This is a genomic window from Fannyhessea vaginae DSM 15829, from assembly GCF_000159235.2.
In the GTDB taxonomy this organism is placed as follows: domain Bacteria; phylum Actinomycetota; class Coriobacteriia; order Coriobacteriales; family Atopobiaceae; genus Fannyhessea; species Fannyhessea vaginae.
Genome location: NZ_ACGK02000004.1, coordinates 77,863 through 104,246 on the forward strand (window position 1 = coordinate 77,863; position 26,384 = coordinate 104,246).

At 39.7% G+C, this 26,384-nt stretch carries 29 protein-coding genes; 15 read left to right on the forward strand and 14 right to left on the reverse strand.

Annotation, left to right across the window (positions count from 1 at the left end; all coding sequences use genetic code 11):
* Window positions 1–340: 340 nt before the first annotated feature.
* The 3 genes from HMPREF0091_RS05590 to HMPREF0091_RS05600 all read right to left on the reverse strand — a co-directional run bounded on the left by HMPREF0091_RS05590 (window position 341) and on the right by HMPREF0091_RS05600 (window position 5,222).
* A complete protein-coding gene (locus HMPREF0091_RS05590; protein WP_006303344.1) occupies window positions 341–1,378 on the reverse strand; it encodes a cyanophycin synthetase family protein in 1,038 nt (345 codons plus the stop codon).
* A gap of 155 nt (window positions 1,379–1,533) precedes the next feature.
* Entirely contained in the window at window positions 1,534–2,865 is a 1,332-nt protein-coding gene (locus tag HMPREF0091_RS05595; protein ID WP_006303346.1) for a hemolysin family protein, read from the reverse strand.
* Window positions 2,866–3,149: 284 nt separating this feature from the next.
* Window positions 3,150–5,222 (reverse strand): elongation factor G, encoded by a 2,073-nt coding sequence (locus HMPREF0091_RS05600; RefSeq protein WP_010241850.1) that lies wholly within the window; start codon window positions 5,220–5,222, stop codon window positions 3,150–3,152.
* A 471-nt stretch (window positions 5,223–5,693) separates the two neighbouring features.
* On the opposite strand from HMPREF0091_RS05600, the gene HMPREF0091_RS05605 reads away from it, so the two are divergent.
* The 4 genes from HMPREF0091_RS05605 to HMPREF0091_RS06315 all read left to right on the forward strand — a co-directional run bounded on the left by HMPREF0091_RS05605 (window position 5,694) and on the right by HMPREF0091_RS06315 (window position 9,881).
* A complete protein-coding gene (locus HMPREF0091_RS05605) occupies window positions 5,694–7,523 on the forward strand; it encodes a class I SAM-dependent RNA methyltransferase (RefSeq protein WP_006303349.1) in 1,830 nt (609 codons plus the stop codon).
* Window positions 7,524–7,564: 41 nt separating this feature from the next.
* On the forward strand, window positions 7,565–8,623 hold the full coding sequence (locus tag HMPREF0091_RS05610) for a hypothetical protein (RefSeq protein WP_006303350.1): 1,059 nt from the start codon (window positions 7,565–7,567) through the stop codon (window positions 8,621–8,623).
* Between the two features lie 64 nt (window positions 8,624–8,687).
* Complete coding sequence (locus HMPREF0091_RS05615) at window positions 8,688–9,020, forward strand: hypothetical protein (RefSeq protein WP_010241853.1); 333 nt, start codon at window positions 8,688–8,690, stop codon at window positions 9,018–9,020.
* Between the two features lie 606 nt (window positions 9,021–9,626).
* On the forward strand, window positions 9,627–9,881 hold the full coding sequence (locus HMPREF0091_RS06315; RefSeq protein ID WP_006303353.1) for a hypothetical protein: 255 nt from the start codon (window positions 9,627–9,629) through the stop codon (window positions 9,879–9,881).
* Between the two features lie 232 nt (window positions 9,882–10,113).
* Here HMPREF0091_RS06315 and HMPREF0091_RS05630 read toward each other — a convergent pair whose 3' ends face one another.
* From HMPREF0091_RS05630 to HMPREF0091_RS05640, 3 genes are all read right to left on the reverse strand, one after another.
* Window positions 10,114–10,941: a sulfite exporter TauE/SafE family protein gene (locus tag HMPREF0091_RS05630; protein ID WP_006303355.1), complete on the reverse strand. Its 828-nt coding sequence runs from the start codon at window positions 10,939–10,941 to the stop codon at window positions 10,114–10,116.
* Window positions 10,942–11,523: 582 nt separating this feature from the next.
* Window positions 11,524–11,901 carry a type II toxin-antitoxin system death-on-curing family toxin gene (locus tag HMPREF0091_RS05635; protein ID WP_006303356.1) on the reverse strand — a complete coding sequence of 126 codons (378 nt, stop codon included), beginning with the start codon at window positions 11,899–11,901 and terminating at the stop codon, window positions 11,524–11,526.
* Window positions 11,898–12,140: a prevent-host-death protein gene (locus tag HMPREF0091_RS05640; RefSeq protein WP_004106718.1), complete on the reverse strand. Its 243-nt coding sequence runs from the start codon at window positions 12,138–12,140 to the stop codon at window positions 11,898–11,900. Before HMPREF0091_RS05640 ends, HMPREF0091_RS05635 begins: the two co-directional genes overlap by 4 nt.
* Window positions 12,141–12,395: 255 nt before the next feature.
* Here HMPREF0091_RS05640 and HMPREF0091_RS05645 point away from each other — a divergent pair, with 255 nt between their 5' ends.
* The 4 genes from HMPREF0091_RS05645 to HMPREF0091_RS05660 all read left to right on the forward strand — a co-directional run bounded on the left by HMPREF0091_RS05645 (window position 12,396) and on the right by HMPREF0091_RS05660 (window position 15,811).
* Window positions 12,396–13,121 (forward strand): MerR family transcriptional regulator, encoded by a 726-nt coding sequence (locus HMPREF0091_RS05645; RefSeq protein ID WP_006303357.1) that lies wholly within the window; start codon window positions 12,396–12,398, stop codon window positions 13,119–13,121.
* Between the two features lie 387 nt (window positions 13,122–13,508).
* The gene (gene abc-f / locus HMPREF0091_RS05650; RefSeq protein WP_006303358.1) at window positions 13,509–14,948 is read left to right on the forward strand and encodes a ribosomal protection-like ABC-F family protein; all 1,440 of its coding nucleotides are present in this window, start codon (window positions 13,509–13,511) and stop codon (window positions 14,946–14,948) included.
* Window positions 14,949–15,185: 237 nt separating this feature from the next.
* Window positions 15,186–15,488 (forward strand): type II toxin-antitoxin system RelB/DinJ family antitoxin, encoded by a 303-nt coding sequence (locus HMPREF0091_RS05655; RefSeq protein ID WP_006303359.1) that lies wholly within the window; start codon window positions 15,186–15,188, stop codon window positions 15,486–15,488.
* Window positions 15,488–15,811 carry a type II toxin-antitoxin system RelE/ParE family toxin gene (locus tag HMPREF0091_RS05660; protein WP_006303360.1) on the forward strand — a complete coding sequence of 108 codons (324 nt, stop codon included), beginning with the start codon at window positions 15,488–15,490 and terminating at the stop codon, window positions 15,809–15,811. Before HMPREF0091_RS05655 ends, HMPREF0091_RS05660 begins: the two co-directional genes overlap by 1 nt.
* A gap of 115 nt (window positions 15,812–15,926) precedes the next feature.
* Here the strand turns inward: HMPREF0091_RS05660 and HMPREF0091_RS05665 are convergent, their stop codons facing one another.
* Both HMPREF0091_RS05665 and HMPREF0091_RS05670 read right to left on the reverse strand, forming a co-directional pair.
* Window positions 15,927–16,130 (reverse strand): helix-turn-helix transcriptional regulator, encoded by a 204-nt coding sequence (locus HMPREF0091_RS05665; protein ID WP_006303361.1) that lies wholly within the window; start codon window positions 16,128–16,130, stop codon window positions 15,927–15,929.
* Between the two features lie 2 nt (window positions 16,131–16,132).
* On the reverse strand, window positions 16,133–16,549 hold the full coding sequence (locus HMPREF0091_RS05670; protein WP_006303362.1) for a hypothetical protein: 417 nt from the start codon (window positions 16,547–16,549) through the stop codon (window positions 16,133–16,135).
* A gap of 530 nt (window positions 16,550–17,079) precedes the next feature.
* Between HMPREF0091_RS05670 and HMPREF0091_RS05675 the strand changes: the two genes are divergently transcribed.
* The 7 genes from HMPREF0091_RS05675 to HMPREF0091_RS05705 all read left to right on the forward strand — a co-directional run bounded on the left by HMPREF0091_RS05675 (window position 17,080) and on the right by HMPREF0091_RS05705 (window position 22,394).
* A complete protein-coding gene (locus HMPREF0091_RS05675) occupies window positions 17,080–17,457 on the forward strand; it encodes a hypothetical protein (RefSeq protein ID WP_006303364.1) in 378 nt (125 codons plus the stop codon).
* A gap of 154 nt (window positions 17,458–17,611) precedes the next feature.
* A complete protein-coding gene (locus HMPREF0091_RS05680) occupies window positions 17,612–18,610 on the forward strand; it encodes a V-type ATP synthase subunit I domain-containing protein (protein WP_232235990.1) in 999 nt (332 codons plus the stop codon).
* A gap of 40 nt (window positions 18,611–18,650) precedes the next feature.
* A complete protein-coding gene (locus tag HMPREF0091_RS05685) occupies window positions 18,651–19,094 on the forward strand; it encodes a hypothetical protein (RefSeq protein WP_006303366.1) in 444 nt (147 codons plus the stop codon).
* Between the two features lie 98 nt (window positions 19,095–19,192).
* Complete coding sequence (locus HMPREF0091_RS06365) at window positions 19,193–19,396, forward strand: hypothetical protein (RefSeq protein WP_006303367.1); 204 nt, start codon at window positions 19,193–19,195, stop codon at window positions 19,394–19,396.
* Window positions 19,397–19,450: 54 nt separating this feature from the next.
* Window positions 19,451–19,663: a helix-turn-helix domain-containing protein gene (locus tag HMPREF0091_RS05695; RefSeq protein ID WP_006303368.1), complete on the forward strand. Its 213-nt coding sequence runs from the start codon at window positions 19,451–19,453 to the stop codon at window positions 19,661–19,663.
* Between the two features lie 20 nt (window positions 19,664–19,683).
* A complete protein-coding gene (locus tag HMPREF0091_RS05700) occupies window positions 19,684–20,712 on the forward strand; it encodes a DUF4297 domain-containing protein (protein WP_006303369.1) in 1,029 nt (342 codons plus the stop codon).
* Window positions 20,712–22,394 carry a coiled-coil domain-containing protein gene (locus HMPREF0091_RS05705; protein ID WP_006303370.1) on the forward strand — a complete coding sequence of 561 codons (1,683 nt, stop codon included), beginning with the start codon at window positions 20,712–20,714 and terminating at the stop codon, window positions 22,392–22,394. The genes HMPREF0091_RS05700 and HMPREF0091_RS05705 overlap by 1 nt, the downstream gene beginning before the upstream one ends.
* A 174-nt stretch (window positions 22,395–22,568) precedes the next feature.
* Here the strand turns inward: HMPREF0091_RS05705 and HMPREF0091_RS06370 are convergent, their stop codons facing one another.
* The 6 genes from HMPREF0091_RS06370 to HMPREF0091_RS05725 all read right to left on the reverse strand — a co-directional run bounded on the left by HMPREF0091_RS06370 (window position 22,569) and on the right by HMPREF0091_RS05725 (window position 26,251).
* Window positions 22,569–22,874 carry a hypothetical protein gene (locus tag HMPREF0091_RS06370; RefSeq protein ID WP_006303371.1) on the reverse strand — a complete coding sequence of 102 codons (306 nt, stop codon included), beginning with the start codon at window positions 22,872–22,874 and terminating at the stop codon, window positions 22,569–22,571.
* A 24-nt stretch (window positions 22,875–22,898) separates the two neighbouring features.
* Window positions 22,899–23,177, reverse strand: coding sequence for a hypothetical protein (locus tag HMPREF0091_RS06375; protein ID WP_006303372.1), 279 nt, complete (start codon window positions 23,175–23,177; stop codon window positions 22,899–22,901).
* 30 nt (window positions 23,178–23,207) lie between these two features.
* On the reverse strand, window positions 23,208–23,507 hold the full coding sequence (locus HMPREF0091_RS06380) for a relaxase/mobilization nuclease domain-containing protein (RefSeq protein ID WP_438830560.1): 300 nt from the start codon (window positions 23,505–23,507) through the stop codon (window positions 23,208–23,210).
* A gap of 372 nt (window positions 23,508–23,879) precedes the next feature.
* On the reverse strand, window positions 23,880–24,005 hold the full coding sequence (locus tag HMPREF0091_RS06385) for a hypothetical protein (RefSeq protein WP_006303374.1): 126 nt from the start codon (window positions 24,003–24,005) through the stop codon (window positions 23,880–23,882).
* Between the two features lie 415 nt (window positions 24,006–24,420).
* Window positions 24,421–25,416 (reverse strand): hypothetical protein, encoded by a 996-nt coding sequence (locus tag HMPREF0091_RS05720; protein WP_010241699.1) that lies wholly within the window; start codon window positions 25,414–25,416, stop codon window positions 24,421–24,423.
* Between the two features lie 424 nt (window positions 25,417–25,840).
* Window positions 25,841–26,251 carry a hypothetical protein gene (locus HMPREF0091_RS05725; RefSeq protein ID WP_006303377.1) on the reverse strand — a complete coding sequence of 137 codons (411 nt, stop codon included), beginning with the start codon at window positions 26,249–26,251 and terminating at the stop codon, window positions 25,841–25,843.
* Window positions 26,252–26,384 lie beyond the last annotated feature (133 nt).

A 26,384-nucleotide genomic window follows, 5' to 3' on the forward strand; every position in this document is an offset into this window, starting at 1 on the left:
TGGCTGAACGAATATGCACAGCTTCGCGCAAGTACGTCGATCCAATACGTATAATACAAATAAATGATTATAAAAAGTATTTCCCTCACACAATAATATGTGTGTAATTACGTATATAAATATCTTAACCAAAAATTTTAGTGAATAACACTAAACTATGCTTTTGCATAAAAAAGTCAGGATACAAAGAGCTCGGCGTCTATGGCGCGGCGTGTGCAAACACTAACTTGGCAGCCATAAACAAGAGTTTACCGCTACGTTATGCATTTTGCGCTACGCATACGCACTGCAGACGATGAACAAAATTGTGTGTATGTAAGCCGTGTTGCTATGTAACTGTTTAACGTATTCTTCTAGAACGAGGCAGCTTCATAGTACCGTCTAAGTCAGCGCGTTTTGAGTTGCTTTTATTTTGACGAGACGTTTTCTTATCTGCAGGTGCGTCTTCTGTGCTTGTAGTACGAGAAGTTTCTTGTGGCACAGGTGCTGGTTTTGGTTCTATAGGCAACTCATCAGAAGCTTCGGCATCAGAATTTGTAGCAGACGACGCTGTATCAACAGACTCTGTATCAACAGATTCTGTATCAGCAGGAGTTTTTGCAGCTGGTTCGGCGTCTGCACTCTCTGCACTTTCTACCTCATCATCAGCGTTTTCAACCACTGATACGTCGTGAGCATTCTCAGACTGAGTGTCCGCGACATCTGGGTTATCTTTGGTATCGCCGTTGTGATCTGCAACGTCGCTTATCTCGGCATTATCACAAGCTACGTCGTCGCTTGCCTCAGCATTGTCACAAGCCTCAGCGTCGCTCTTACCTTCTGCATTGTCACAAGCAGTAGCGCTGTCCTCAACAGATGTACGCGCTTCAGGTGGCAGTTCAAGTTCGGAAGGCAGAGAATCTATAAGTGCACACAGACCCGAAACGATAGCCTCAACATTTGGCTTAGTACCACGGGCACCACCAAAAGCCCAATTCATAATCCAAATCGCGCTCGAAAAGGCCGCAGTTACCAAAACATCATCATTGCATATAAATTCAAGCGTGTACGTGCGCGCATCCTCCCGAGCGATAAAGGTTTTACCTGCACTGATATCGCCCGCAAGATTGGTTTGTGCCAAAAGCTCAACGCACACATGTTCAAGAAGGTGCGCAAGCTCGGTATTTCCCATAACATCTTTGAACGTGTCAGACGCATCGCCCATGCAAACATGGTTAATAATAGCTGGGAACAGATTGTAAATGCGCGTAGTTGCTTCAAGATCATCGCACGTCATAAGAGGCGCTTTGGAGCTAAGCTCAATGGTAGCTACAAACTTTTTTGCGTCTATGGCTACTTTCTTAAGAGAAATAACAGATGACTGATAAGAGCTTTTCATGGTAGTCCTTTCACCAAAGCACAGCACCTATGCACAAACAAGACACGCGCAAACCAATGCATAATTGCATATAAGCATAACACACACACTTAAAAACGGCGCTGAATTTTATAAGTTCTGCGTGAGAGCGCAAAAGAGGTCTTAACAAAAACAAATTACTTAGACGCGTCAGTATCTGTTGGCAATTCAGGCGCAGGCGCTGGTTCTTGAGGTGCTATCACATGAAGTCGACAAATACGCTTGCGACGAACCGATTGTACACGAAATGTATAGCCCTCAACATGAAATACCGAACCTTGTTCGGGCAGACCATCGGCAATGTCGAGAATAAAGCCCGCGACCGTTTCAAAACCCTCGCCATCTTGTAGAGGCCAGCCTAGCTCGCGCGCATCATCAACCGAAAATCTTCCGTCTACGATCCATTCATGATCGTTGATTTTGGTTAAATACTTATTATCGGGGTCAAACTCGTCTTCAATTTCGCCCACAATCTCTTCGACAATGTCCTCAATGGTAATAACGCCTGCGGTACCACCATATTCATCTACCACGATTACCATTTGTTCGTGATTTTGGCGCATTTCCGAAAGAAGCGGAATAATGTCTTTGGTGTCGGGAACAAATTCGGCTTTGCGCAGATAACCAACTACAGGATTTCCCATGCAATGTTCACCAACACACGGCCCTATCAGGTCTTTGATGTGCGCAATACCTACAATTCTGTCAATATTTTCGTGATAAATGGGAATACGCGAATATCCCGTTTTTTGCATAACATCCAAAACCTCACCGAGCGTTGCGCTGTCCTCTAAAACCGTTAAATCAACACGAGGAATCATCACTTCGCGAGCAACGGTGTCTGCAAGATCAAAAATATCATGAATCATTGACTTTTCTTCTTCGGACAGCTCGCCAGAATCTTTAACTAAATAGCGAATTTCGTCTTCTGAAGCGTCTTGCCTGTTTTCACTTTTGTGTATGCCAAAAGCGGCACAAACTGCCTGCGCACTTAAGGATGTAAGCAAAACAAGAGGTTTACTGATAGTTAAAAATGCAGCTATTGAGGACGACACACGCTTTGCGATCTCTTCGGGACGCGACAGGGCAATGCGCTTGGGAACCAGCTCGCCTATAACGATAGAAAAATACGAAACAATAACCGTAATAAGCGCGGTGGCCAGCATGTGCGACAGGTGTGGGGGCATTTTTTGATCGATGAACAAAGTTGCAAGAGGTTCAGACAAACTCGTTGCCGCCAACGCAGAACTTAAAAACCCGAGCAGAGTAATTCCTACTTGAATAGCTGCTAAAAAATCAGCATCATTTTGTGTGATTAAAAGCACACGAGCAGCACGTTTGTCGCCCTCTTGCGCTTCGTGCTCAATAAGTATGCGTTTAGCAGTAGAAAGTGCCATCTCGGCCATAGAAAAGTAACCATTTGCAATGGTTAAAAGAACCGTAACAACAATAGGCAGGATCGTATCCATACGAGCAAGCGCACCTCTTAGACTTGAAAGGGCAGTGCAAAACAGAGCCACAAACAGTTGGTAATCAACTGTGCATGACTAATCATACCCAAAATCACAAAGTGTTTTCGATACATCTTTGTACATCATACCATGAAACATGACAAAACGGTTGCTCCTCTATGCGATAAGAGCAACCGTTGAAACGGGTACGCACTATTCATCGCGCACTATCGCTACATGCCGCTTGCTGCTAAACACAACGCAAACAGATGACACACGCGTACATGAACGCTGGGAAAGCTCTAACGACCTTCGCTCCTACGACGCGCATACTCGTCGGCAAGTTTTTGTTGAATATCATGGGGTACCTGCTCATAACCCGAAACGGATAACTCGTACTCGCCTGTACCACGGGAAAGCGAGCGCAAACGCGTTGCATAGTCTACAACTTCGGCATAAGGAACTGTTGCCTCTATAGTGGTACTACCTTGATATCCTTGCGCACGACAAGCGTCCATGCCTTCCACGCGCCCACGAGATGCGCTGATATCGCCCATCACCGAGCCTGCGTAACTATCGGGAACCGTGATGCGCATGTGTGCCATTGGCTCAAGCAAAACAGCCTCTGCCTGTGAAACCGCTTTTTGAAACGCCAAACGCGCTGCTGTTTTGAACGCCATTTCGTTTGAGTCTACCGGATGATATGAACCTTCATATACGGCAACTTTAAGATCAATCATCGGATAACCAGCTAAAACGCCTTCGTGCAAACACTCTTGCACTCCTTTGTCAATAGCCGGTATAAAGCCGCGCGGAATATGACCTCCTACTACCTCGTCTATAAACTCGTAGCCCTTATCTGGATTAGGCTCTACACGAAGCCAGCAATCACCATACTGACCAGCACCGCCCGTTTGCTTTTTGTACCTGCCCTGCGCAGATGCCACGCGGCGTATGGTTTCTCGATACGCAATACGCAACGCAACAACATGTGCATGCAAGCCCGTCCGCGCTTGCAAGCGATCCAGCAGAACGGCAACTTGAGCCTCGCCAATAGCCGACACAATGGTTTGACCTGTTTCTTCGTCGCGATCAACATGCAAGGTAGGATCTGCGGCTGCGCTTTTTTCAATAAACGCAAAAATCTTGCCCTCACTGCCGCGCTCATCCGGTTCGATAGCAACGCGGTACAGCGAATTGGGGAACCTAAACGAAGCCGCCTCTACTTTACCTGTAGCAGAGAGAGTATCTCCTGTTTGAACATCTAATTTAGGAACAACGCACACATCGCCTGCTGCCACTTCTTTTACTTCGAGAAGCTCTTTTCCGCACATATGATACAGATGACCAAGACGCTCTTTTTTACGCGTGCGCGCGCATATAAGCTCGCAAGATGGTGCAATCGTTCCTGCAAGAACCTTTACAAATGAAAGCCGGCCATTTTGTGCATCGTTGAGTGATTTAAAAACAAACGCAACAGGGCGTGTGTCATCAGGCGAAATATCAAGCTCTTCGCCGTTGATAAGCGGAATCCGACCAAAATCGCTCATGCTTGGGAACCACTCGTCAATTGCATTGAGAAGTGACGTAACGCCTTCTTCGCGAACACAAGCACCAGCAAATACAGGCACAAACGTACGCGCGACCAGAGCCTTACCCAAAAGATTTTCAAGCTCTTCTTGCGTAACGGCTTCGCCTTCAAGGTATTTCATCATAAGGTCGTCGTCGATTTCTACGACAAACTCTATGAGCTGCGCACGAGCGGCGTCAGCAGCAGCTTGATAGGCTTGTGGAATATCGTCTTCGTGGATAACGCCGTCTTTAAGTGAGCGTGCGCGCATGTGAATAACATCAATAATGCCCAAAAAGTTTTCGCCCGAACCCATAGGCATAGTTACGGGAACCAAACGATCGCCATAGAGCTCGCGGGCACGGTCAAGTGCTGTTTGCCAATCGGCATCCGAGCGATCCAAACGATTTATAAACAATGCCCGAGCAAGCGAGAGGTCTTGCGCAGCATACCACAAACGCGTGGTAATAGCACCAGGACCCGATGAGGCGTCAATAACAAACACTGCTGTTTCTGCAGCGGAAAGCGCGCCGTACGCGTCGCCTACAAAATCGGGGTAACACGGCGCGTCAAGGACGTTAATACAAGAGGAATGCCATGTAATGGGGGCAAGTGTGGTTGAAATCGAAAATCCGCGCGCGCCTTCTTCGCGGTCATAGTCAAGTGTTGGTTTTGTGCCAGCATGACCGCCCAAACGCGAAGTTTTTCCACTTAAATGGAGTGCTGCTTCGGCGAGCATGGTTTTACCGACTCCACCTTGTCCAACAAGTGCCAAGTTTTTTACCTGCGATATTTCTTGTACCATACTTCCTCCTAGCAACATCTATTGGCGTTTGTGGTTGTGCATAAAACGCGGAACAACACAGTTTTATCAAGCATGCGTAAGACCCAAACTTATATAAAACTGTCTTTTAGCATACGTAAATTGACAACAAGCAACAGCAACATATCGGGCAACGTCACAATATAGGGCATGAGCGTATAGAGCGTGATGAGCGGCTAAGAAAGAGCGTGCGTAAATGCTTGCGCAAAGATCGTTGTCCGCGGGTAAACTTGTGGTGAATTTGAGCGCCGTTATGTGTTGGGAGTAGCTGTTATGTGCTGCCTGCAGAACTGCCCTTAGCCGCTATGCACTGTCCAAAGGTTCAAGATGAATTTGGTGCAGACTTTTAAGCAACTCAAGCCGTCTTTTGAGCAAATTACGATACAATTTCATAGCAAGCGAGGTTTTTGATACTTCGTGGTACCTAATCTGAACAGGACGGCTTAAAAACCCATGCAAAAACGCGCAAAAGCACATAAGAAAACAGCTGCATCATACGCTATACATCAAGGTGCGCAAGGCAAGAGGCAAGCGCGCCCAAAGCGTCCAGGCGCTGCTCGCAAAAACGCAAATAAACAGGTTGAGACGCGCAAAAGGGCATCCGCTACTCGCGCTCGCGACTATTGCGGTTGTGAGTGGCTGAATATCCCCTATTCCGAACAGCTTATGCGTAAAAATAAATACATGCGCGAGCTTTTTGAACCGCTCGTGACCCAGCAGGGCAAAAGCTGTGCAGATCTCTTGCGCTCAATTGTGCCTATGAAGTGCACAAAAGACAGAGCGCCTCACAATATGCCGCGCTGTTTTAGGCACAAGGTAGCAACACCCTTTGCTCCGCTTCCTGAGTCTTTTGCTTCGCGTGCTCCAAAATCAAACAGCAAGGTGCAAACTAACGCGCGCATGTCAGGTATTGCCTGCGGCTTTTTTGAACCTGGAACTCACCATATTATCCCGTGTGATTTTTGCCCGTCAGAAGTACCGGGCGCACGCAAAATTCTCAATTTTATTGCAAAAGACGCAGCTCGTTTAAACATTAAAGCGTATAACGAAAATACACAAATTGGAATACTGCGCCACGCTATTTTGCGTTTTAGTAGAAGTTGCAACGAAATTATGCTTGTAATTGTTACACGTACGCGAAATTTTGCACAAAAGAAGTTGCTGGTACAAGACATTTTATCGGCATATCCGCACATTACAACCGTTGTGCAAAACGTAAATCCAAAAAATACTAATGCTATGCTTGGAAGCTACAATGTTGTGTTGTTTGGCTCGGGTAAAATACACGACAAGCTGCTGGGATGTACCTTTGAGATAGGTCCTGTAAGCTTTTTCCAAACCAATCCAGAACAAACCGAAATTTTGTATCAAACTGCAATTGACGGTATTAAACGCATCTGTAATACGGGCAAGAGCGACTGCGATACCTTGAGTTATGTGTCACACGGTGCGTCTATTGACAGCAAACGTTTAGATACATCTGGCTTAGAGCACGCACATGGAAAAGCGCAGCAGGTAACACCCGAACAAGCAGATAAACACACCATAAGGATTATGGACGCATATTGTGGATGCGGAACTATTGGCATTTGCGTGGCAAGCCAAATAAAAAACGCGGTCGTTATAGGATTTGACCAGGTAGAAGATTCAATCGAGCGCGCAAAAAAGAACAGACGTCTTAATCACTTAAAAACACGTTGTGTTTACTCATGCGAAGATGCGACACGTTTTATGCAGGACTTTGCATATGCGAGCAATGGTGTGTCGCGCTTTGAGGCAATTATTATGGATCCACCACGTGCGGGGTCTACACCTGAATTTATAAAAGCAGCTGCATCTCTTCGGCCTAAGTGCATAGCCTATATTTCGTGTAACCCTCAGACGCAGGTTCGCGATTTAGCCGAATTCTATAGGTGCGGATACAGTGTTGAAAGCATTACGCCAGTTGACATGTTTCCGCATACGCCACATACAGAATCGGTATGTCTCTTAACCCGGCAAAATGTCAAAGAACATTTATATGTGGATGTTGATATGAAAGACCTGAAGCGTGAGAAACTACCGCCAAAGCCGGTATACAAGCAGATTCAGGCATACGTGCTTGAAAAGTACGGTCTGAAGGTGTCGCCACTATATATCGCAACTTTGAAAAATGAACTAGGGCTTGAGAAACAATTCTCCTACGAAAAGGAAGGGATGGCTGCTAAAAATCGACCTCAATGCCCGAAGGAAAAGCACGATGTAATCATCAAGGCTTTTAAGCACTTCAAGTTGATTCCATAAATGACAGAACACAGCATGAGAAAGGAAACGGAGGAAAAGTAATGACTGATGAATCAGGTAAAAAGAAGCGAACGAAACTATGGGCGGTGATTGGCGTCATAGTGGCAATAGTGATTGGCGTCACAGCAGCAATAGCAGTCGGCTACGGAGGTGCATATCTGTACTTCAACGCGCAAGCGGCGAAGGCCTATGGCGTTCCGCTAGTCGTAAATGCCAAGGGGCTTGACACAGATAGGGGCACAAAAATCTCTGTCCACGCTACTGGAAAAGATTCCAAGGACAATGGTGTGGACAGCGTGTTCTACATAGGTTCAAGTTCTTCCAACATAGCGCTCAAGCCGGGCGACTACAGCCTTGCGATTGAGGCATCGCCCATCGCAGAGGACGGCACCATTTACGACACCAAGGACGCGGTTACAAAGGTAAGTATAGCCAAGGACGGCAAGACCGACGTTGAGAAGGAAATCACCATCGAGCCAATCCCTGCGGAAGAGGTGACAGACGAGCAAATTGAAGCTGCTTATAACGCAGCGAAGGACAGCGGAATCGATGCATCCAAGCTTGACGATTTGAAGGAAAAGGCACAGAAGCGCAGGAATGCTGCCGTAGCGGCCAAGAAGGTGGAGGAAGAGAAGAAGGCAGCCGAGGAGAAAGCCGCTGAAGAACAAAAAGCTGCTGAGACCAAAGCGAGCAACAGTGGGCACTCGTTCATGACGGACTACTTCTATGTTGACGTACCATCCAGCTGGAAGTCCAGCGAGTGGAGCGTGAGGCAGGAGGACGACCATACGTGGATATTTAACCACCAGCCTGCCAACGACTACGGCGGAGGGGCGACCGTTTCGGTTGCAAAGAGCGACCCGTGGCCGAACAGCAATTCCACCAAGACGCTAGGCACAACGGGGACGGGGCTGAACGTATACTACACGGAAGCTGGCGCAGGGTTTTTTAACAAGACTGGTGCGACAATCGAACTGACGAAGATGTGGAACCCAGATGACCCAAACTCTGTCCGCGCTGACGGATTTACGAATTCCGATTATCAGAAGATAATGCGTGCTCGCGAGAGACTCAGGCAGGAACAGACGGGCAAGAAGTAAGTTCTTTGAACCTAAGCTGGAACAGTCCATCAAGGAGACGACGTCTAAGCTCAAAAGTGTTCAGTTGGGGCAGGCATCGTCAGATGATGCCTTGGAGTATCTGGCTTATTTCGGGCAGGCACTGAAAGGCGTCCAGAACTACGCCAAAAAGCGCTTCTACGCCACGTTCATCGACCACATAGAAATTTACGAAAACGCCAATTGGAAGAACGGCGAGGACATTGTCAAGAAAATCCGCTTCAAAATTCCGCTGTCATACGAAGGACAGCGAACTTTCGAGTTAACGCATCTTGAAGATGAAAATGGTAAGCCAACCCAGAAAGTCGTCGAGGCGGAAGACTTCCGGGTTAAGGAAAATACCGACGAGAGCGTTGTGTTGATGTCTAGGGCTGATTAGGTGGGTGCAGATTTGCCCTTGTGTAGCAAGGCTTAGCGAGAGCTATCGTTAAAAGGTTTAATGCGAAGCGGCTTTAAGCTGGGTTCTCGCGGTTTTTGAGCGTGTTTTGGCTGTATGGGGAAAGATGTCAAAGCTCTAGGGTCGAGTGCACAGGATGTTAACGTTAAAAGGTGCACCCACTTTGCACCCATCTTGTGAAGTGGGAAAATATAGCTCAAAAGGTAAAATGAAACCTGATTATTAGTATGTGCACGAGGAGGTGTTTAAGGAAATGGACAAGCTCGTTCGTTTTTGCCGTGAAGTAGCGACATTCGGCTTGACGGTTGCCTTAATCGCGATGCTGGTTGCCTTAATATGGGATGGCACATTTGCTATTAGAATTGGTTTTACCTCTTTTGTTATTGGTGTCACAGTGATCTCGCTTAAGACTGTCCTTCGAAAGACTGATTGAATTTTGTTTGGTTCAAGTCAATAGTTGAATATCTCACGTTGGGTGACTATTACTGATTTCTGTCAGTAATAGTCACTTCTTTTTATGAATCTTAAAGTCAGGCTCAATGTCCGTCCTGTTTAGCCGGTGATTAGTTAGGGTAATCGGATGAAGTATTGGATACGTTGAAGAATAATATTAGAGAAATTATCGCGGGCAATAACTTAAACGAGATTGAAACGGTTGATAAAAGAATTGCAGTTAAACAAGCGATACTACTAACCTTGCTTAAAGCTAAAAAAGACTACACGAAAACTGCCAACGAGATTGATGAACTGAAAGGTAAGAAACAGCAGCTTCTTATAGAAAAAGCAGGTCAAGCAGATGCTAAAAGACGAATCAGAGAAATGGAAGATTTTCTTAAAAAGTGAGAGTCACGATATTAGTGAATATGACGAGAAGCTGGTAAGAAAGTACATCAAGAAAATAAAAGTTTACGAGGACAGGTTCAGCGTAACTTTTAAATCAGAGATTAGTGTTGATGTTGAAAGGGCATCGTAAAAGCCAAAAGACTGTGAGCGTTTGAAATGTTACAAAAGTCAGCCTAGGGGTAATCCTCTCTAGGCTGTTTTTATGCTCAAGAATCAAGCTATTAAGCCAATCTTAAACTTTTTCACGCTTATTCTTAGCTAAAATACCTGTTTTTAATATCATTCGTAAGCATGCACTGAACAAAAAAATACAAAACAATATATTGCATATAAAAGGTGAAATACTGGACGCAATTATTGCGCCTAATTTTACAGTAAATGTCGCAAAAATACCGATAATAATTCCTTCAGTAAAATGAGTATAATGGTAACGAGCATTAGCAATACTACCACTTATAGCTGTAGGAAGCGTGACAAGCAAAGCAGTTCCTCTTGCCATAAGGTCTCCCATGCCGAGCAAAAGTTGCACGCATGGCACTATAATTCCTCCGCCACCAACGCCTAAAATACCTGAAAAAATACCAGAAAAAACGCCTATAAATATAAGACATATAGCTTCTAAAAAACCAACATTAAAATCTACATTTCTTAACGGAATCCAAACTTGACTAGAACATATAACTAGTAATACAAAAAGTGTAAAACACCAAGGAAATATTTTTTTAGGCAAAATATGTGAAAAATATACCCCAATTTGTGATCCGAAAACTGAACCTATTATTAGAAAAAATGCTGATAAAAATGACACTTTGCCGTCTAAACCGTAAACAATGCTTCCACAAAGCGACGTTATAATTATGGCAACAAGAGAAGTAGCAGTAGCATGACGCTGATCAAATTTCATAAAAACAGTTAATGCAGGAACTATCACAATTCCCCCACCTACAGCGAACAATCCTGATAAAAAACCTGCTAATAGTCCAATGAAAACGATTAAAACAATATTATGGAAATTATATTTGGTTTTAAAAATATTTCTCAACATATATCTTTTCTTCACAAATTACCTCCTCGTACTTTATTCACTACTTTTACTATATTACATGAAAAATAGAATATTATTTCTATACTAATACTTTGTCTTAGGGGGGGGGTAATCCTCTCTAGGCTGTTTTTTATGCTCAAAAATCAAGCTATTAAGCCAATCTTAAACTTTTTAACGATAGCTTTTCCTATCGTTACAAAGTGCACCCAATATCTATAGTGTGCACTCAAAAAGTGTAGATATACTACCTGTTCTCTCAATCCACGTCGAGACTGTCGTATTGATGTCAAAGGCTGATTAGGTGGGTGCAAGTTTGCCCTTATGTAGCAGGGCTTAGCGAGGGCTATCGTTAAAAGGTTTAGCGTGCGACGGCTTTAGGCTGGCTTGGCGTGGTTTTTGAGCGCAGTTTGGCTGTATGAGGGAAGATATCAACGCTCTGGGGTCGAGTGCACAGGATGTTAACGTTAAAAGGCGCACCCACTTTGCACCCACCCTGTGAAGTGGGAAAATATAGCTCAAAAGGTAAAATAAAAGGTAGGCTTTGCAGGTCAGGCAGACTTTGACAAGTTCTAAAAAATGCTCTCGAATGTGGGGACATTATTCTTGGTGGTTTTCTATCCACTGATAAAGATCGCTTTCATTGGCTTGATTAGATGCGACTTTGAGGATGATATCGATCAAATCTTCATCATTGTAAGAAAGCGTGATGCCATTGAGAGCTAGAAAGATTAGCATGGCGTGGGTGCCAATACGCTTATTGCCATCAATAAAAGGGTGGTTTTTGATCAAACCAAAGGCTAGCCGCGTGGCTTTATCCAGTAGTGAAGGAAAAAGTTCACTTTTATCAAAAGTCTGTAGTGGAGTTTTTAGCGCAGAGTTGAGCATTCCCTCATCACGAATACCTAACGAGCCACCACTTGTTTCAATCAGAGCTTGATGAAGTCTGACTACTTGATCTTCGGTTAGATACTTCATTTAGCCAATTCCTCATAGACTTTTGTATTCTTTTTGATGAACATATCCGATAAAGCCATGACCTCATCATCAGCTGGAGCAGAAACCTCATCGGCTTTAGGAAACTCTAAAATCACATAGCGCGGAGAGTTGTTTTTTAGTATTACAGCCGAGCCGTATTTATCGACAAGACGAGCAACCTTTGAGAAGTTTTGATTGGCTTCAGAAATTGAAATCAGCGTATCTGTATTTACATTCATAACGATAGCCTCCTTTTAAGGAGATTGTACCCTATATTTTAGGATGTATCAATCCTAAGTATTTCAAATCTACGTCATAACTATTAACTAAGAAAAGATGTGACAGGTGTCAATCGAAACTCATGGTTTGCCGATTGAAGCTGTATAAATACAACAGTCTTAGGTTGAGCATTAGACGGCAATGCTAGCAAAAATACTTGACTATGACGTTGCGTAATACTTTATTCTAGCGATAAGGAAGGAGATGAGATAGTGATGAAAACAGTGAATGAAGTCAGTAAGATAGCAGGAATTAGTATTCGCGCTCTTCAGTATTACGACAAAATCGGTTTGTTAAAACCGTCCGCTTATTCGGAGTCAGGATATAGGTTGTATGGTGATGAGAATCTAAAAGTACTACAATCCATTTTGCTATTTAAAGCTCTGGAATTTCCGCTCAAAGAAATTAAAGAAATAATAACCAGTGAGCATTTCGACAAAGATTTAGTGCTGGAACAACAAATCAAATTATTAATCCTGAAAAAAGAGCATTTGGAAAATTTAATTCTTTTAGCAAAGGGATTAAAAGCATTAGGAGGTAACTATATGAACTTTACAGCATTTGACACAAGCAAAATTGATGAGTATGCCAAACAGGCAAAAGAGTATTGGGGAGATACACCGGAATTCAAGGAATTTGAAGCTAAAGAAAAAAGGAAAAACAGCGAGGAAACAAAAATGCTCCATCAACAACTCATGCCGATTTTTGCAGAATTTGGCAAGGTAAAATCACAACCCAGCGATTCAGTTGAAGTTCAGGCTTTGGTAAAGAAACTGCAGGACTTTATTACAGCTAATTTCTATAAGTGCTCGAATGAGATTTTATCCGGACTTGGCAAGATGTATGCTTCTGGTGGTGATTTTACGAAAAATATAGATGCGTTTGCAGGCGAAGGGACATCGGTATTTGTCAACAAGGCAATCGAATATTATTGCAAGTAAGTTTTATAATCGAATTATTGATTAAAAACACCTAATTAATTAATTAATGTAGTGCTCCCAAAAATTGGACCAAAAATCTAACTTTTGGGAGCACCACAAAAAGGTGCTTTAATTTTCTACCAGAATAAAAAATTGTTTTGTAGAAAATAGATTCTCAAACTTTTTAATGATAGCCCCCTCCTATCGTTAAAAGGTGCACCCACTTTGCAACCAGCTTTGTGAAATAAGTAAGACGATAGTTAAGTTGCTTGAGGTACTAAGTTATATATGAGTACATGGTATGATAGTGACAATTATTTTCGGAGGTATCAAAAAATGGTAATTAATAAATCCTGTTCTAAGTAATGTAGAGAGGTTAAATCCTCTCGGTATTTTCAAGGAGGATTTATGATGCGCATTGATGATTTAACAAAAGTTGTAGGTGCAAGAACTTTATTTGTGATTGATCATCTATCTATTGGTGCTTGTGACAAGGTTGGTTTAATTGGTGATAACGGCACAGACAAAACCACCTTTTTACGCATACTTTCAAGTCTTGATACTGACTATGCGGGGCGAGTTCAAATGAACGACGAGATTGGTTATTTGCTCAACAATTTAGAAGATGAACTCGGTTTTATATATCAGCGTCGTTTTCAGCAGAATTGTAGTAGTCCAGGCGAGCAGCAAAGATTGAAACTGGAGCACCTTTTAGTTGATAATAAAGCATTTTTGCTTATTGACGAGCCTACATCACATTTAGACATTAAGCAAAGAAAGCTATTAGCTAAGCGGCTCCATGCTCGCAATAAGGGTTTTATTCTTGTCTCCCATGATCGAGATTTTATTAATCAAACCTGTACGAAAATTTTCGAATTGGTCAATGGGAAAATTGAGGTTTATAGCGGTGATTATTCTTTTTACCTATGCGAAAGAGAAAAGAAGTATAAGTGTGCTGAGAGGGAATATGAGAGTTATGTAAAAGAAAAGAAGCGTCTTTTACAGGTTGCAAATGCAATAAAACAGCAGTCAGCAAAAGTAAAAACCACACCCAAAAGGATGGGTAACTCGGAAGCTAGGCTGCATAAAATGGGTGGGCAACAAAATAAGAAGAAGCTCGACAAACAGGTAAAAGCCACTTTAGAAAGAGTAAATCAACTAGAGGTGAAGAGTAAGCCGCATCAAAATGCAGCCATCAAGCTCAATATGGACGAGCGAGAAAAAATTCATTCCAAGGTACTCATCAGAGCAGAAAATCTCAATAAGAGCTTTGATAGCAAGGTGATTTTTAAGAATGTCAATTTTACGATAGACAATACAAATAAAGTTACCTTATTAGGTGACAACGGTTCAGGGAAAACCACTTTGCGCAACATGATTCTTAACGGTGAAACGTGGACACATCCGAATTTACGAATTGGTTACTATAGTCAGCTAGGAGAAACACTCGACTATACAAAAACGATTCTGGACAACGTATTACCTTATTCAATCTATGACCAGTCAATGACGAGAATCATTTTGGCTCGTCTAGGTTTCAAAACAAATGATGTGTTCAAGCAAGTGAATGTGCTTAGTGATGGTGAAAAAGCCAAGGTGAAATTGGCGAAGCTTCTAACAGGTAACTTTAATTATTTGGTGATGGATGAGCCAACTAACTTTTTAGATATTCGTGCCATAGAAGCCTTAGAAGAGCTGCTTCAAGGCTACGACAGACCCTTGCTTTTCGTGACGCATGATGCGTCCTTTATCAACAATGTAGCGGATTCTTTGTTACTTATCGAGAATGAAAAGATTACTGGTTTTGAAGGTAATTTGCAGCAATATAATGAGGAAAATGAGGTTTAGACGGTCAAGTCTTAACTTTGGTGTAAATTCATTTCCTTCCCTTTATCTGCTATTTTTATGTTCAAACTCAAAAAAAAATAGGCGGGGCTTCCCCACCATCATGGCGCTTGACCGTGCTATAGATGTGGGAACGCGAACACGGAAAGCGTGTATTGTGCTCGAGGAACCTTATTCATGTAAATTGTGTTGCAATATGCGATACAATAATTTATTATATGGGTACGGAGGTTGATTGATATGGCAGTTACTAAAACAGCGAATGTAAATGTGAGAATACAAGAAAATATTAAGCAGAAGGCTGAGCAGATTCTGGAAACGATTGGAATTCCTAGAGCTACTGCTATTGACATGTTTTATCGTCAAATCATTCTTAATAAGGGTATTCCGTTTTCGCTTACTATTCCAAAGTCACTCCCTGCGCGAGACGCTATGGATGAGAAAACATTTAATGCTTTGATGTCTAAAGGTTATGATCAGGCGGTTCGTGGCGATAGTTATCCGATAGATGATGTTTTTGAAGAGCTTGAGCAGGGTCTTTAATGGATGAGTATAAGGTAAAAGTTACTCGTCAGGCGAAAGAGCATCTTGCGATTATTCGAGAATATATCGCCACGGAGTTAAAAGGGCCGATAATAGCTAAAAGAATGCTCGAGCTGTTGAAGTCGGAAATGACATCTTTACAGACAATGCCTTATCGTGTGAAGTGTATAGATGAGCAGCCGTGGGGTGAGCTTGGTTTTAGAAAAATACGCGTAAAAAATTATTACGTTTACTTTTGGGTTGATGAGAATAAAAGAGAAGTCCAAATACTCGCGGTTATTTACGCGAGAAGAGATCAGGCTACGCAACTGGAACAATTGTAATGTAACGCGCTGTCAAGCGAGTCTTAAACCTTTTAACGATAGCTTTTTCTATCGTTAAAAAATGCACCCTATATCCATAGTGTGCACTCAAAATTTAGACAGACTTCCCAATAGATTACTCATCAGTAAATTCAAATAAATCTTCTACTTTTACTTTGAAAATTTTTGCGATATCCATGGCCAATTTCAAAGACGGGTTATACCTACCGTTTTCTAGATGAACAATAGTTTCTCTTCTGACATTAACCATTTCGGCCAACTCTGACTGTTTATAGTTTGCTTTTTCTCGGTAATCTTTTAGTTTTGTCATTAACGCCATAGCTATACCCCTTTTGAATTCAAGATAAGGAACAGCATGGTACGAAGCATTGCGATTGCGATAATGCTTCCGATGATTAGCCAGCCCATCATTGCAGTTGAAATTGCATTGACGTGCCCTAAAATCCCTCCCGCATACGCAACGATTATCATTAAAACAGTTAGAACTTTCAGGCATATTGCATCGCATTTGTGTAGCGTTTTTATCGCCAACTCGTCAAAACATTCTTTCTTGTACTTATGCACCCTAAGATAATGAGCTAGCAATATAAGGGATAAGAATCCGCCGAAGCAAGCTGAATATTGGCGATATTCGGGCACCCAATCGGATCTACTCCACATCCAATAGTAACCTGCAACTAATAAGGCAATGACAATTTTTGTTGCTACAATTTCTAGTATTGATACTTTTTTCTTCATATTAATCTCCTTCTAAGGTAAAATTATAAGGTGATATATTTCTAACATGTGTTATAAATATATCACTTTGAAAACAGCTTATCAATATCGAGCTTGCAAATTTCTTTTGGACACCAAAGAATGGAGAATCTCAGCTTAGGTCAAGCCCTAAAAGTGGTGTAAATTCATTTTGTAAATACAACTTCAAAATATGTCCGTTATGGAGTTATTCCTAAATAGAGTTGAATTACATGGGCTTATCCCTCCTAATGTAGTTAGATTAAATTCTGAAACGGAAATAATTCTAAATAGGGAGAGGCGTAAGTTTATGGAAATAAAGCGTGATTACTATCTAGACAAATTAATAAAAAAATAATATATATATGTAAAGATTATTACGGTAATCAAAGCGATGGTAGATCTTGTTTACTGAATAATCTGTTTTATAAGTATTTGATACAAAGTGGTGTTACAAAAAAGGAGGCTAGTAGTGTTATGAGAAGTAAAACTATTTTTTGTAAAACATTTTTCAAAGTTGTCTTGTTGTACTTTTGCTGCTAGGTTCTCTCTTTTCTCTTGCTGGGTGCGCTGCCGATGAGGAGAAGGCGGAGCTTGCTTCGTATCATTGGGAAACAGTAGCGGTGTCTCAGGAAGAGTTTCGTATACCAGAAAACTATATGAATAAAGATGAGTTGTATCTCTTTGTGTCGCGGGATATTCTTGATTCTCATTATGATTTGTCTAAAGTCACTCTTGGAGATAAGCGTATCAAGTTAGTTGACTCATCGTTCAATTTACCTGGTCCAGGACTTAAAGCTTTATTTTTGGTTGGGAAATTTGATTTAAAAGACAAGCCAGCCTCTGATGATCTTAAAGTACCAGGCATCGATAAAGCAGGTAATGTTGCTATAGGTTATAAGGAAAACTAGTAATATTTTTCACTCAAGAATCAAGCTATTAAGCCAATTTTAAACCTTTTAACGATAGCTTTTTCTATCGTTAAAAAGTGCACCCAATATCCATAGTGTACACTCAAAAAAGTGTAAACATACTAGGAGTTCTCTCAATCCATATGGAAACGCTGTGGTGTGGTCAGAACTACAACAAGCGATCCTTATCCCTATACAACAGAATAACTCATTTACACACTTTTTGTCCTATAACCCAAATATGACCAGTAAAACACCTGTCAGAGTTGCGGAAGATGTGGATGAAAGCTCCCTAAACTATGCAGAGCTTAAAGCACTTACCACAGGTAATCCGAAGATTAAGAAAAAGGTGGATTTGGATAATGAAGTTACAAAACTTAAAATGCTTCAAGCAAACTATAAGTCCAACCGTTACAGATTAGAGGAAAAGGTTGCTAAAAACTATCCGGAAGAAATCGCAAGAACAGAAAAACTCATTGAAGCTGTCAAGAAAGACATATCAGAGATTGAGTCGAAACCAGAAGGAGAGGAAAAGTTTACTTCCATTACTATCGGTGGTGAGAAGATATTAGATAAGAAATTAGCTGGAGAAAAGCTGCTTGAAACTATTTCTAAAGTAAAAATTAATGAAAGCAAAGTTATCGGTCAGTATCGACATATGGATTTAGAGGTCAGCTATAACTTCTTTGCTAATGAGCATAACTTCAGCTTAAACGATGCTGCAAAGCATTCCAGAGAGCTTGGAACAAATGCGGACAGAAATATCATAAGACTGGATAATGCTCTTGAGAAAATGCCTGAGCAATTAAAGAGGCTTGAAGAAAAACTCATCGGCATAAAAGAACAACTTGAAAATGCCGAAGAGGAATTAAAGCAAGCAATGGGACCTGAAATTGATGATGAAGGTAACTTCTATGATCCACTTTCTAAAGACCTTGATAATGATGGAATTGCTGACAGATATGACAATGACTTTAAGGACAGCGATTATTTTGAGTCAACCTATGATGTTGAAGATAATTTGCATACCAAAGAGGAAGCCGCACAGAAAATGGGTGATAAACCCTCTATCTTAGGACAGATAAAAGCCTATCAGGAAGAAAGTAAAACAGAAGAAAAACAAACTGCAAAAGAACAGGAATATGTAAGATAAAGGAGGGAAACCTCCCTTTTATCATGAAAGGAGATAAAACATGGATTACAAAACAATGAGAAATCAGATAGAAGATATGGTAAGTGATAATCACAAGGACTTTGTTAAGACGGTTATCAGCATGGAAAAAGGTATCAACGATGAAAGTGCTTTGGATAAGCTCTATGAGACTTATATGGACAATGACACCGTTAATTTGCTGCATGAGAAATTTGACTATATGATCGAGGATTTAAGGGAACAGGGACAGATAAAAGACTTACCTTATGTTCAGGAAGAAAAGAATAATCTCATCAATATTGTCGGAAATATCGTTGGAGAGGTCAATGTAGTTGAAAGGGAAAATAAGAACGGAGAAGCCTTAAAGATAGCGAATTTCTCTGTTGTATCTAAAGATGATGCGGGAAATAAGGTATATCACAACTGCTCCGCTTATGGAGAAAAGAGTGATATTCCAAAGGACTTTAAGCAGGAGATTTTGTAAAACTCTTTGGACAGATCAGAACTTCCGTTGACGATAATGGCAAGGAACATACTAACATCAGGATACTTTCTTCAAAGCTCTTAAAGGCAAAAGAACAGATGAAAGGTCGAGATGAAAAGAAAGAGTCTGTGCTTGGAGCTATCAAAAAATATCAGGCTGAAGATAAGGAGAAGCCTAAAGAAAAGAAAGACGCATCAAAAGAAGCTGAGAGATCAATTTATGGTCGGTGTGGTCTTAGGACTGCACCGGCTCTTTTTTTATTTTGCAAAAGTTCGAATAAAGAGAATATATTTATTCGATAAGGATATTTTATGATATAATAAAATAAAGAAAGTTTTATTGAGCGGAGGAATAGAATGAAAATTTTCAGTTATAAAAGATTGTTCAAAAAAATGATTGATTTAGATATGACAAATAATGAACTTATGAAAAAAGCAAAAGTCAGCAAAAGTACATTCTATAAAATGAAAAATGGACAGAATGTAACTACGGATGTTTTGCTTAGAATTTGCAATGCTTTGGATTGCGATATTGAGGAAATAGTAGAGTGTATAAGAATTGATAAATAGATTTTGAAAGGAGGTTAATTATGGATAGAGAAAAGTACTATATGAACTTGCCAAAAGATTTATCTGGAAGCATTGCTAAAAATCGCTTTAGATTAGAATTACTATGGGGAATTAGTAAGATAATAGATGAGCATAAAGCGAATAATGAGTATACGATAATTTTTGATTTTAAATGTGATATTGAGTTACATAAAGATGATGAATTGGATTTTTACCAAATTAAGACGAAAAAAAGTGGTAATTATAATTCGAATAATTTATGTAAGAAAGACAAGAATGAGAACAACTCTATTTTAGGGAAATTATATGCTTTATACTCACCAAACTACAATATAAAATTAGCAATTGTGTGCAATAAACAACTTAAAATCAAAAATAAGGAAATTGATTTTCCCGAGCAATGTTTTGCAGATTTAGATCAAGATGTACTTGATGATGTTAGAGAAAAGTTGTGTGCAGAATTAAAATTAAACACGGTGTGCTTAGATAATGTATTTTATATATTTGATAACATGGATTTATTAAATCCAGAGGATTCTATTAGAGGGAAATTAGTAAAGTCTTTTGTGGATATTAAAGGGGAAGAACCTCAAAATCCGAATGCATTATATAGACTGGTCGTTGATTCTGTTAAAGAAAAAGCTTCTTATGAATTTGATTTAGGTACTTATGCAGATGTTGTAAAAAATAAAGGCATTACGAGAAGTGAATTTGATAAAATGTTAAATGCACATAAAAAAGAATCTAAAAATGGAATCAATGAAACACAGGAGTATATAAACAATCTGCCATTTGCTAAGCGAAGAAGATATAATACCGCTCTTGGTAATATACTTGAAATACAGCAAAGTGAGTCTTTACGAGTAATAAAAATAAAAATCTATGATTTTATTGCAAAACATGAGGATTCATTAGATGATATTGAAAATTATTTAAAAGAAATATCAAAATTATTTAATGACGATTTTGATGTGGAATTTACTAATGATATGAAATCAGTTCAATACATAATGATTTATTATATGTATGCTTCAGGAGGAATCTTATAATGAATGTTATATTTGACAAAATATATATATTTGATGTTGTAAAAAAAGAGGCTTATTCGACAGATTTTAAAAAAGGAGTTAATATTATTACATCAAGTGGTATAGACGGAACAGATAGAGGGAAATCAGTTTTATTAAGAAGCTTATACCATGCCTTGGGTGCAGATTCTCACTTTGACTCGAAGTGGGGAGAAAAAGATAAGGTTTATATATTATTTTTTAAGGTGGATAATAAAGGTTTTTCGATTTATAGATCTCAAAAATTATTTAAAATATTTAATTTAAAAGGTAATCTTATTTTTACTACTATTCACAGAAGTGAGTTGGCATATTTTTTTGACAATTTATTTAATTTTTCTATATGGTTGCCGCAAAAAAATACAAATCAATTAGTAATAGCACCACCTGCATATAGTTTTTTGCTGAATTTTTTAGATCAAGACGAATACATAGGTACAAAATTCAATTCGTTTAAAAGCCTTGCTCAGTTTAGTAATTTTAAGCTTAATGTCATTTACTCACATCTGGGTATTTATAATAAAGAATATTTCGAACTTGTGAAATCCAAAGATAAATTGGAACTTGAAATTAAAAGCAAGAAAGAAGAAATTGAAGAACTAATTAAAATGAAAGACAGAACCAATTCAATTTTGGATGGTTTTTCATGTCCGGAAACAAGTAGCTCCTTAGAAAATGAACTTAATATAGAAACTAAAAAATATTCATCGCTGATTAATGAAATGAATTCGGTAAGAAATAAGCTTGTTGACTTGAGAAATCAATTAGTTGAACAGAATATCACTTTGTCTCAAATAGCTAAATTTGAGACAAGAGAAGAAAAGGAAATAAAAACCATTTTAAAGTCAAAAGTTTGTCCTGAATGTCATTCTGTTTTAGATTCAACTTTGGAATTAAGGAGTAAGAGGTATAATCATATTGACAATGCTCTTAGTCTGAAAGATGCAATAAAAACAGAAAATGCCCATATTGAAGACGAAATACTGAAAAATGAAGGCGTATATTCAAACTTGGCTTTGGTTTTGGAGGAACATGATAAAAAGATTTGTAAAAACAAAAGGGAAATCAAGGATTATATCAAGTTTAGAGGATTAAATAAACTAATCGATGAGATTAATAATGATCTGGCGATTAATCACAGAATTATAGACAGTACAAAGGAGGATTTGAAGCCACTAAAGAAGGAATTTAAAAGTGTTAACGATAAAATCAAATCTGTTGATGAAAATTACTATTATTTGATTGACAAACTAAAGATAAGATTCAATTTAAATGAGTTGGAAAGTGACAGCTATGAGCGACTATCTAAAAATTTTTGTGCAAGTGGAAGCAATAAACCATTATCAACTGTTATATGGTATCTAACACTCAATGATTTAAAACAGAAATTTAATCCTGACGGAACAACATTTCCAATGGTGTTTGATAGTCCCAATAATGCGGAAACAGACCAGGAGAAGAAGCAGGCATTGGTCGAGTATATTATGGAATCATCAGATCAATTTAGTCAGTTAATTGTTTCGGCAATAGGATTTTCAGAAAAAGACTATAGCATCAATTCGAATATAAATATAAAAGTTTTAGAAAATGAAAAATATAGTTTACTAAATAGTGAGATGTATGTTCAAAATTATGAGCTTTTACAATGTATGAATGATGCTTGATACAGCAGGGGTTATTAGGAGATGGCTATCTCTCCATCTCCTTACCCATATATATATTCCGTAATTTTTTCGTATCTTATAAAGCTCGTCCATAGTAGATTTTGCAGAAGAATACTCTTACATAATGGTATTTTTTTCTTGCAATTTATCAAGTTTATCTAAATATCCTTTGAATTAGGCGACTTGAATAGGACTTTTTAGTTTTGTAAGAGCTTTTTCGTAGCGTGTGATTTCAGCCTTATGCTCCTCAAAAAATGCCTTATTAGAAGGATCTGCTTTATATTCTTTGTAGTAGGCTCGATACTTTTTAACAGTATGAACTCGTTCCATAGTAGCAGAAAGCTTCTGCATTTCCTTATCAATAGCCTTGATTTTCTCTTGTATATTTTGCCTTTCATCGGCTGCTTTTTGGATGTACTCATCAAGTTGCTTAACGGATTTAATACCTTGTTCTCTGAGAAAGACAACAGACTCAGCCATTATATTAAGGTTATGTTTGGTTGCTCAATATTCATAGCCTTTGCTTTCTTTTACTCTCACATTGGTGTTCATATCAATAACATTGCCAATGCGTTTTTTGACAGCAGGGGTTTTAATAGACGATATTTCTGCAATGCGTTCCTTTAACCTTTCTTCAGTATAATCTTCTCCGATTGTTTTAGCACTTGTAAATCTCGTCTTATCTTTTGGCTTAAAAGCAATGTGTTTGCCATACTTAATTTCATAGCCAAGATCAGCTATTTTCTTTAAAAAATTATCCCAATCCTTAAACTGTTTTACCATTCAGTCAATATCAAATTGCGGCCTGCTTTTCTAAGAAGTACCACGCTTTGTCTGTTTATTCTCATACCAAGATTTACCGTTAGTCTTATATTTCTTCTTGTAACTTTCGTAAAACCCATCAATGACAGATAGGTTGTTTTCTTTGCATAGCTTGTCGCTTTGATACCTGATTTGATGACAGCTTTTCTTATTAGACTGGTGGCATCTACCCGTTACCATATTTACATTGTTGAAGATGATGTGATTGTGGATATGCCCCTTATCTACGTGAGTAGATAAGACAAATTCGTACTCGTCTTTAAACATATTCTTATACAGCTTTATACCAATCTAGTGAGCCATTTCAGGGCTTGTTTCTCCCGGTAAAAAAGATTGAATTAGACGTCTTGCAAGGACAGTTTCCTTAGTTCCCTCCCCCTCTCTTGTCCTTAAAAACTGAGTGTGGGAAGTTGATTCGTGGCATTTATGAGTGCTGGCTAAAAGCTAATCATCTGTTTTATCTCCATTAACAATATAAGTAATGTCAAGATGAAGGGTTGATTTTATAGGGTGTATTTTTGTAATAGCCATTATTATTCACCTCCCGTTTCAGATGTTCTTTTCAGAAGTAGTGAATGAATTTGCCACAACTCTTTTGAGAAATGTTCAATCTGTTTTTATATCGTTTATACCGTCTTTATAGATTATGCCGGTAGAGATTACTCACTTTGCAATCTGATTGATGTTGTTTGTTGCGTTGGAAAGTAAGCCTTGTAAATTTCTGAAAGGCTCTAAATCCACTTGATAAATTTCCTTTTCCAAAACGCATTTGCGGATGAAATGACTCATGTTTCTACACTTTGCAAGTCTTTTTTTCTCCTCAAAAAGAGTCTTTTCTTCTTCAGTTAGTTTATTATGGCAGCCAATAACTGGATCAACGCAGCAACAATCCCACACGCCATGGGAGCGTAGAATGGGGTATACAGAGCAGAGGTGTTCCACCAGAAGCGATAAACTAGTATTCCTAGACCTACCAACACAGCTAATAGGGGTACTAACTGTAGACTATTCCCTTTAGCGGCGGACACGATAGTATACTCCTCTGCCATTTGAGTCCGACCATCCGCCATGCAATCAAAGTATTTTACTAAAGGTTTGTATTGCATGATATTTCTCCTCTGGAATAAGTATCCCTATTCTACCTTATCAGCCGCTTCACCCGCTGGTTCAGTCTGTATTGAGGACAACGACATAAGTTACAAAACTAGCTTGTTGACTCCGTAAGATACGCTATCGTATGTTCAATTCTTTGCTTACATTCATCGCTTTGGTCCCAAACGCCGCGCCCCACATAAGTTTGTGCCATACGAACAAACGGCCAACTACCATAGGGATGCTGGAGAGCCGCTACCAATTCGGGATTAGAAACTTTTTCTAACGAGAAATTTTCCAGTTTATGAGTGCTCATAACAACGCGGACATATTTGTCAGTATATCGAGGAATACCAATTGCTGCCACTCGATCATCCCAGTTGGGTGGATGAAGAAATACTTTTGTACCAGGTCGAAAATGTCGTGTGCCATGGACAAGCCGTTTGTCTTCTCCTATAACATTTTCAGCTCGCACCGTTGCAGTTAGGCACCAAATCCACGCAGGAATTTTTGGTCCAGCAGCAATCACCTGAGAAAATGCTGCATAAAACTCTTTTAAGTGATGACGCCTAAATACTTGAGACATTTGCCCGTCAAAGATTCTGGTACACACCCACCCTCCACCAGCTATAAGAGTGAAATCACACGCGTAAAATGTGTTATGCCCTATATTTCTAAAGGCATCTACCATTTGCTGAGGCGGCGTTGGCACTTTCCGCGCAGGCTCTGTTCTATCTTCGTTATTATCATTTTCACGCTCGCGGATTGGCGCGAGCGAGGATTGAAAAAAGGGCTCCCCGTAATAATAAAACACGCGATACACCACAGGACGGCCCTCATAACAGACGCGCGGAGCATATAATTCAAAGAATGCTTCTCCCGTAAACGTATTGCCCTTTTCTTGTATGAAATCGTTTACACGCTGCTTGTACGTACTGAAAAACTGTTCACCAATGAGGAAATATTCTCCCTCAAAATTAAATAACGACCCATCGTCATCTCGAATGACATACACAGTTGCCGGTTCGTAATCACCACCGCATGAGCCAAACAGCGCACCGACATTAGTTTTATCAAGCAGGTATTTTGATAAGCGGGGGTTATGCACTACCCTGTAGTCCCATGTGCAAGAAAAGGCTGTGAGCGCGTCTGTTATGAGTTTATAACCGTGCAAAGACAAATCATGCGCAAGACGCTTATAATTTTCCTCGCTCGTTGGGTGACAGCGGAGAATAGTTGGTAAATTATGCTGCGAAGCCAGCTCACACTCGAGAGCTTGACCCTCGAGAAAGCTATCATAGTTGAAACAATGGACTTCAAAGAGAGGGTTTTGATGGAAGTGTAGCTTTCCCACCCGTTCTATCAATTCAATAAGAAATTTAAATTAAGCCAGCAAAGTAAGATGACAATGGAAACGTGGTGTCCAGAAATATATAAGATTTCTTATTCTCAATAAATACTATAGAAAATCGCGTAATGCAACCCATGTGAGGGGCGCTGTGTTAGTACCATGAGCCTAATGCCAAGCACATTTAAGCTTTGCGCTTTTGTTTTCTTCTTCGTAAAAACTCTTTAACAATGATTGGAATTATAGTTGGAATACATTCAAGAGTAACAAAAAATGTAATGTATGTGCAAGTCCAGCTATTACCCAATTGCCGAGGAGACTCTTGTAATATCAATAAATCAATAGCAGGTGCGATGAGCGCGATAACGATGGTTTTACAAACTCCTAAGTTTTCGAGTGTTTTTTGATTGACAACGATTGAGTAAAGTACAAGTCTTGTTAAACCAAATACGTGAGCTATGAAAACTAATAAAACAGGTGAGTCATAAGCAATTTCTGGGTTAAACAATCTAAGTGAGTTAAGGATTAGTCCTAAAAGAGGTAATAATAATGAAAAAAGGAATAATCGTATAGCTTGATACACAGATTTCTTCATACTAGCCTCCTTAACAAGTATTATCGTAACTAGTAAGTCTTGTAACTAGTGAGTTTTAGCTGGCAGAATATATTCAGCATACCAAAAACCCACGTTAAGTGGAATGGTCATTTACAGGCTGAAAAGGTCTGCG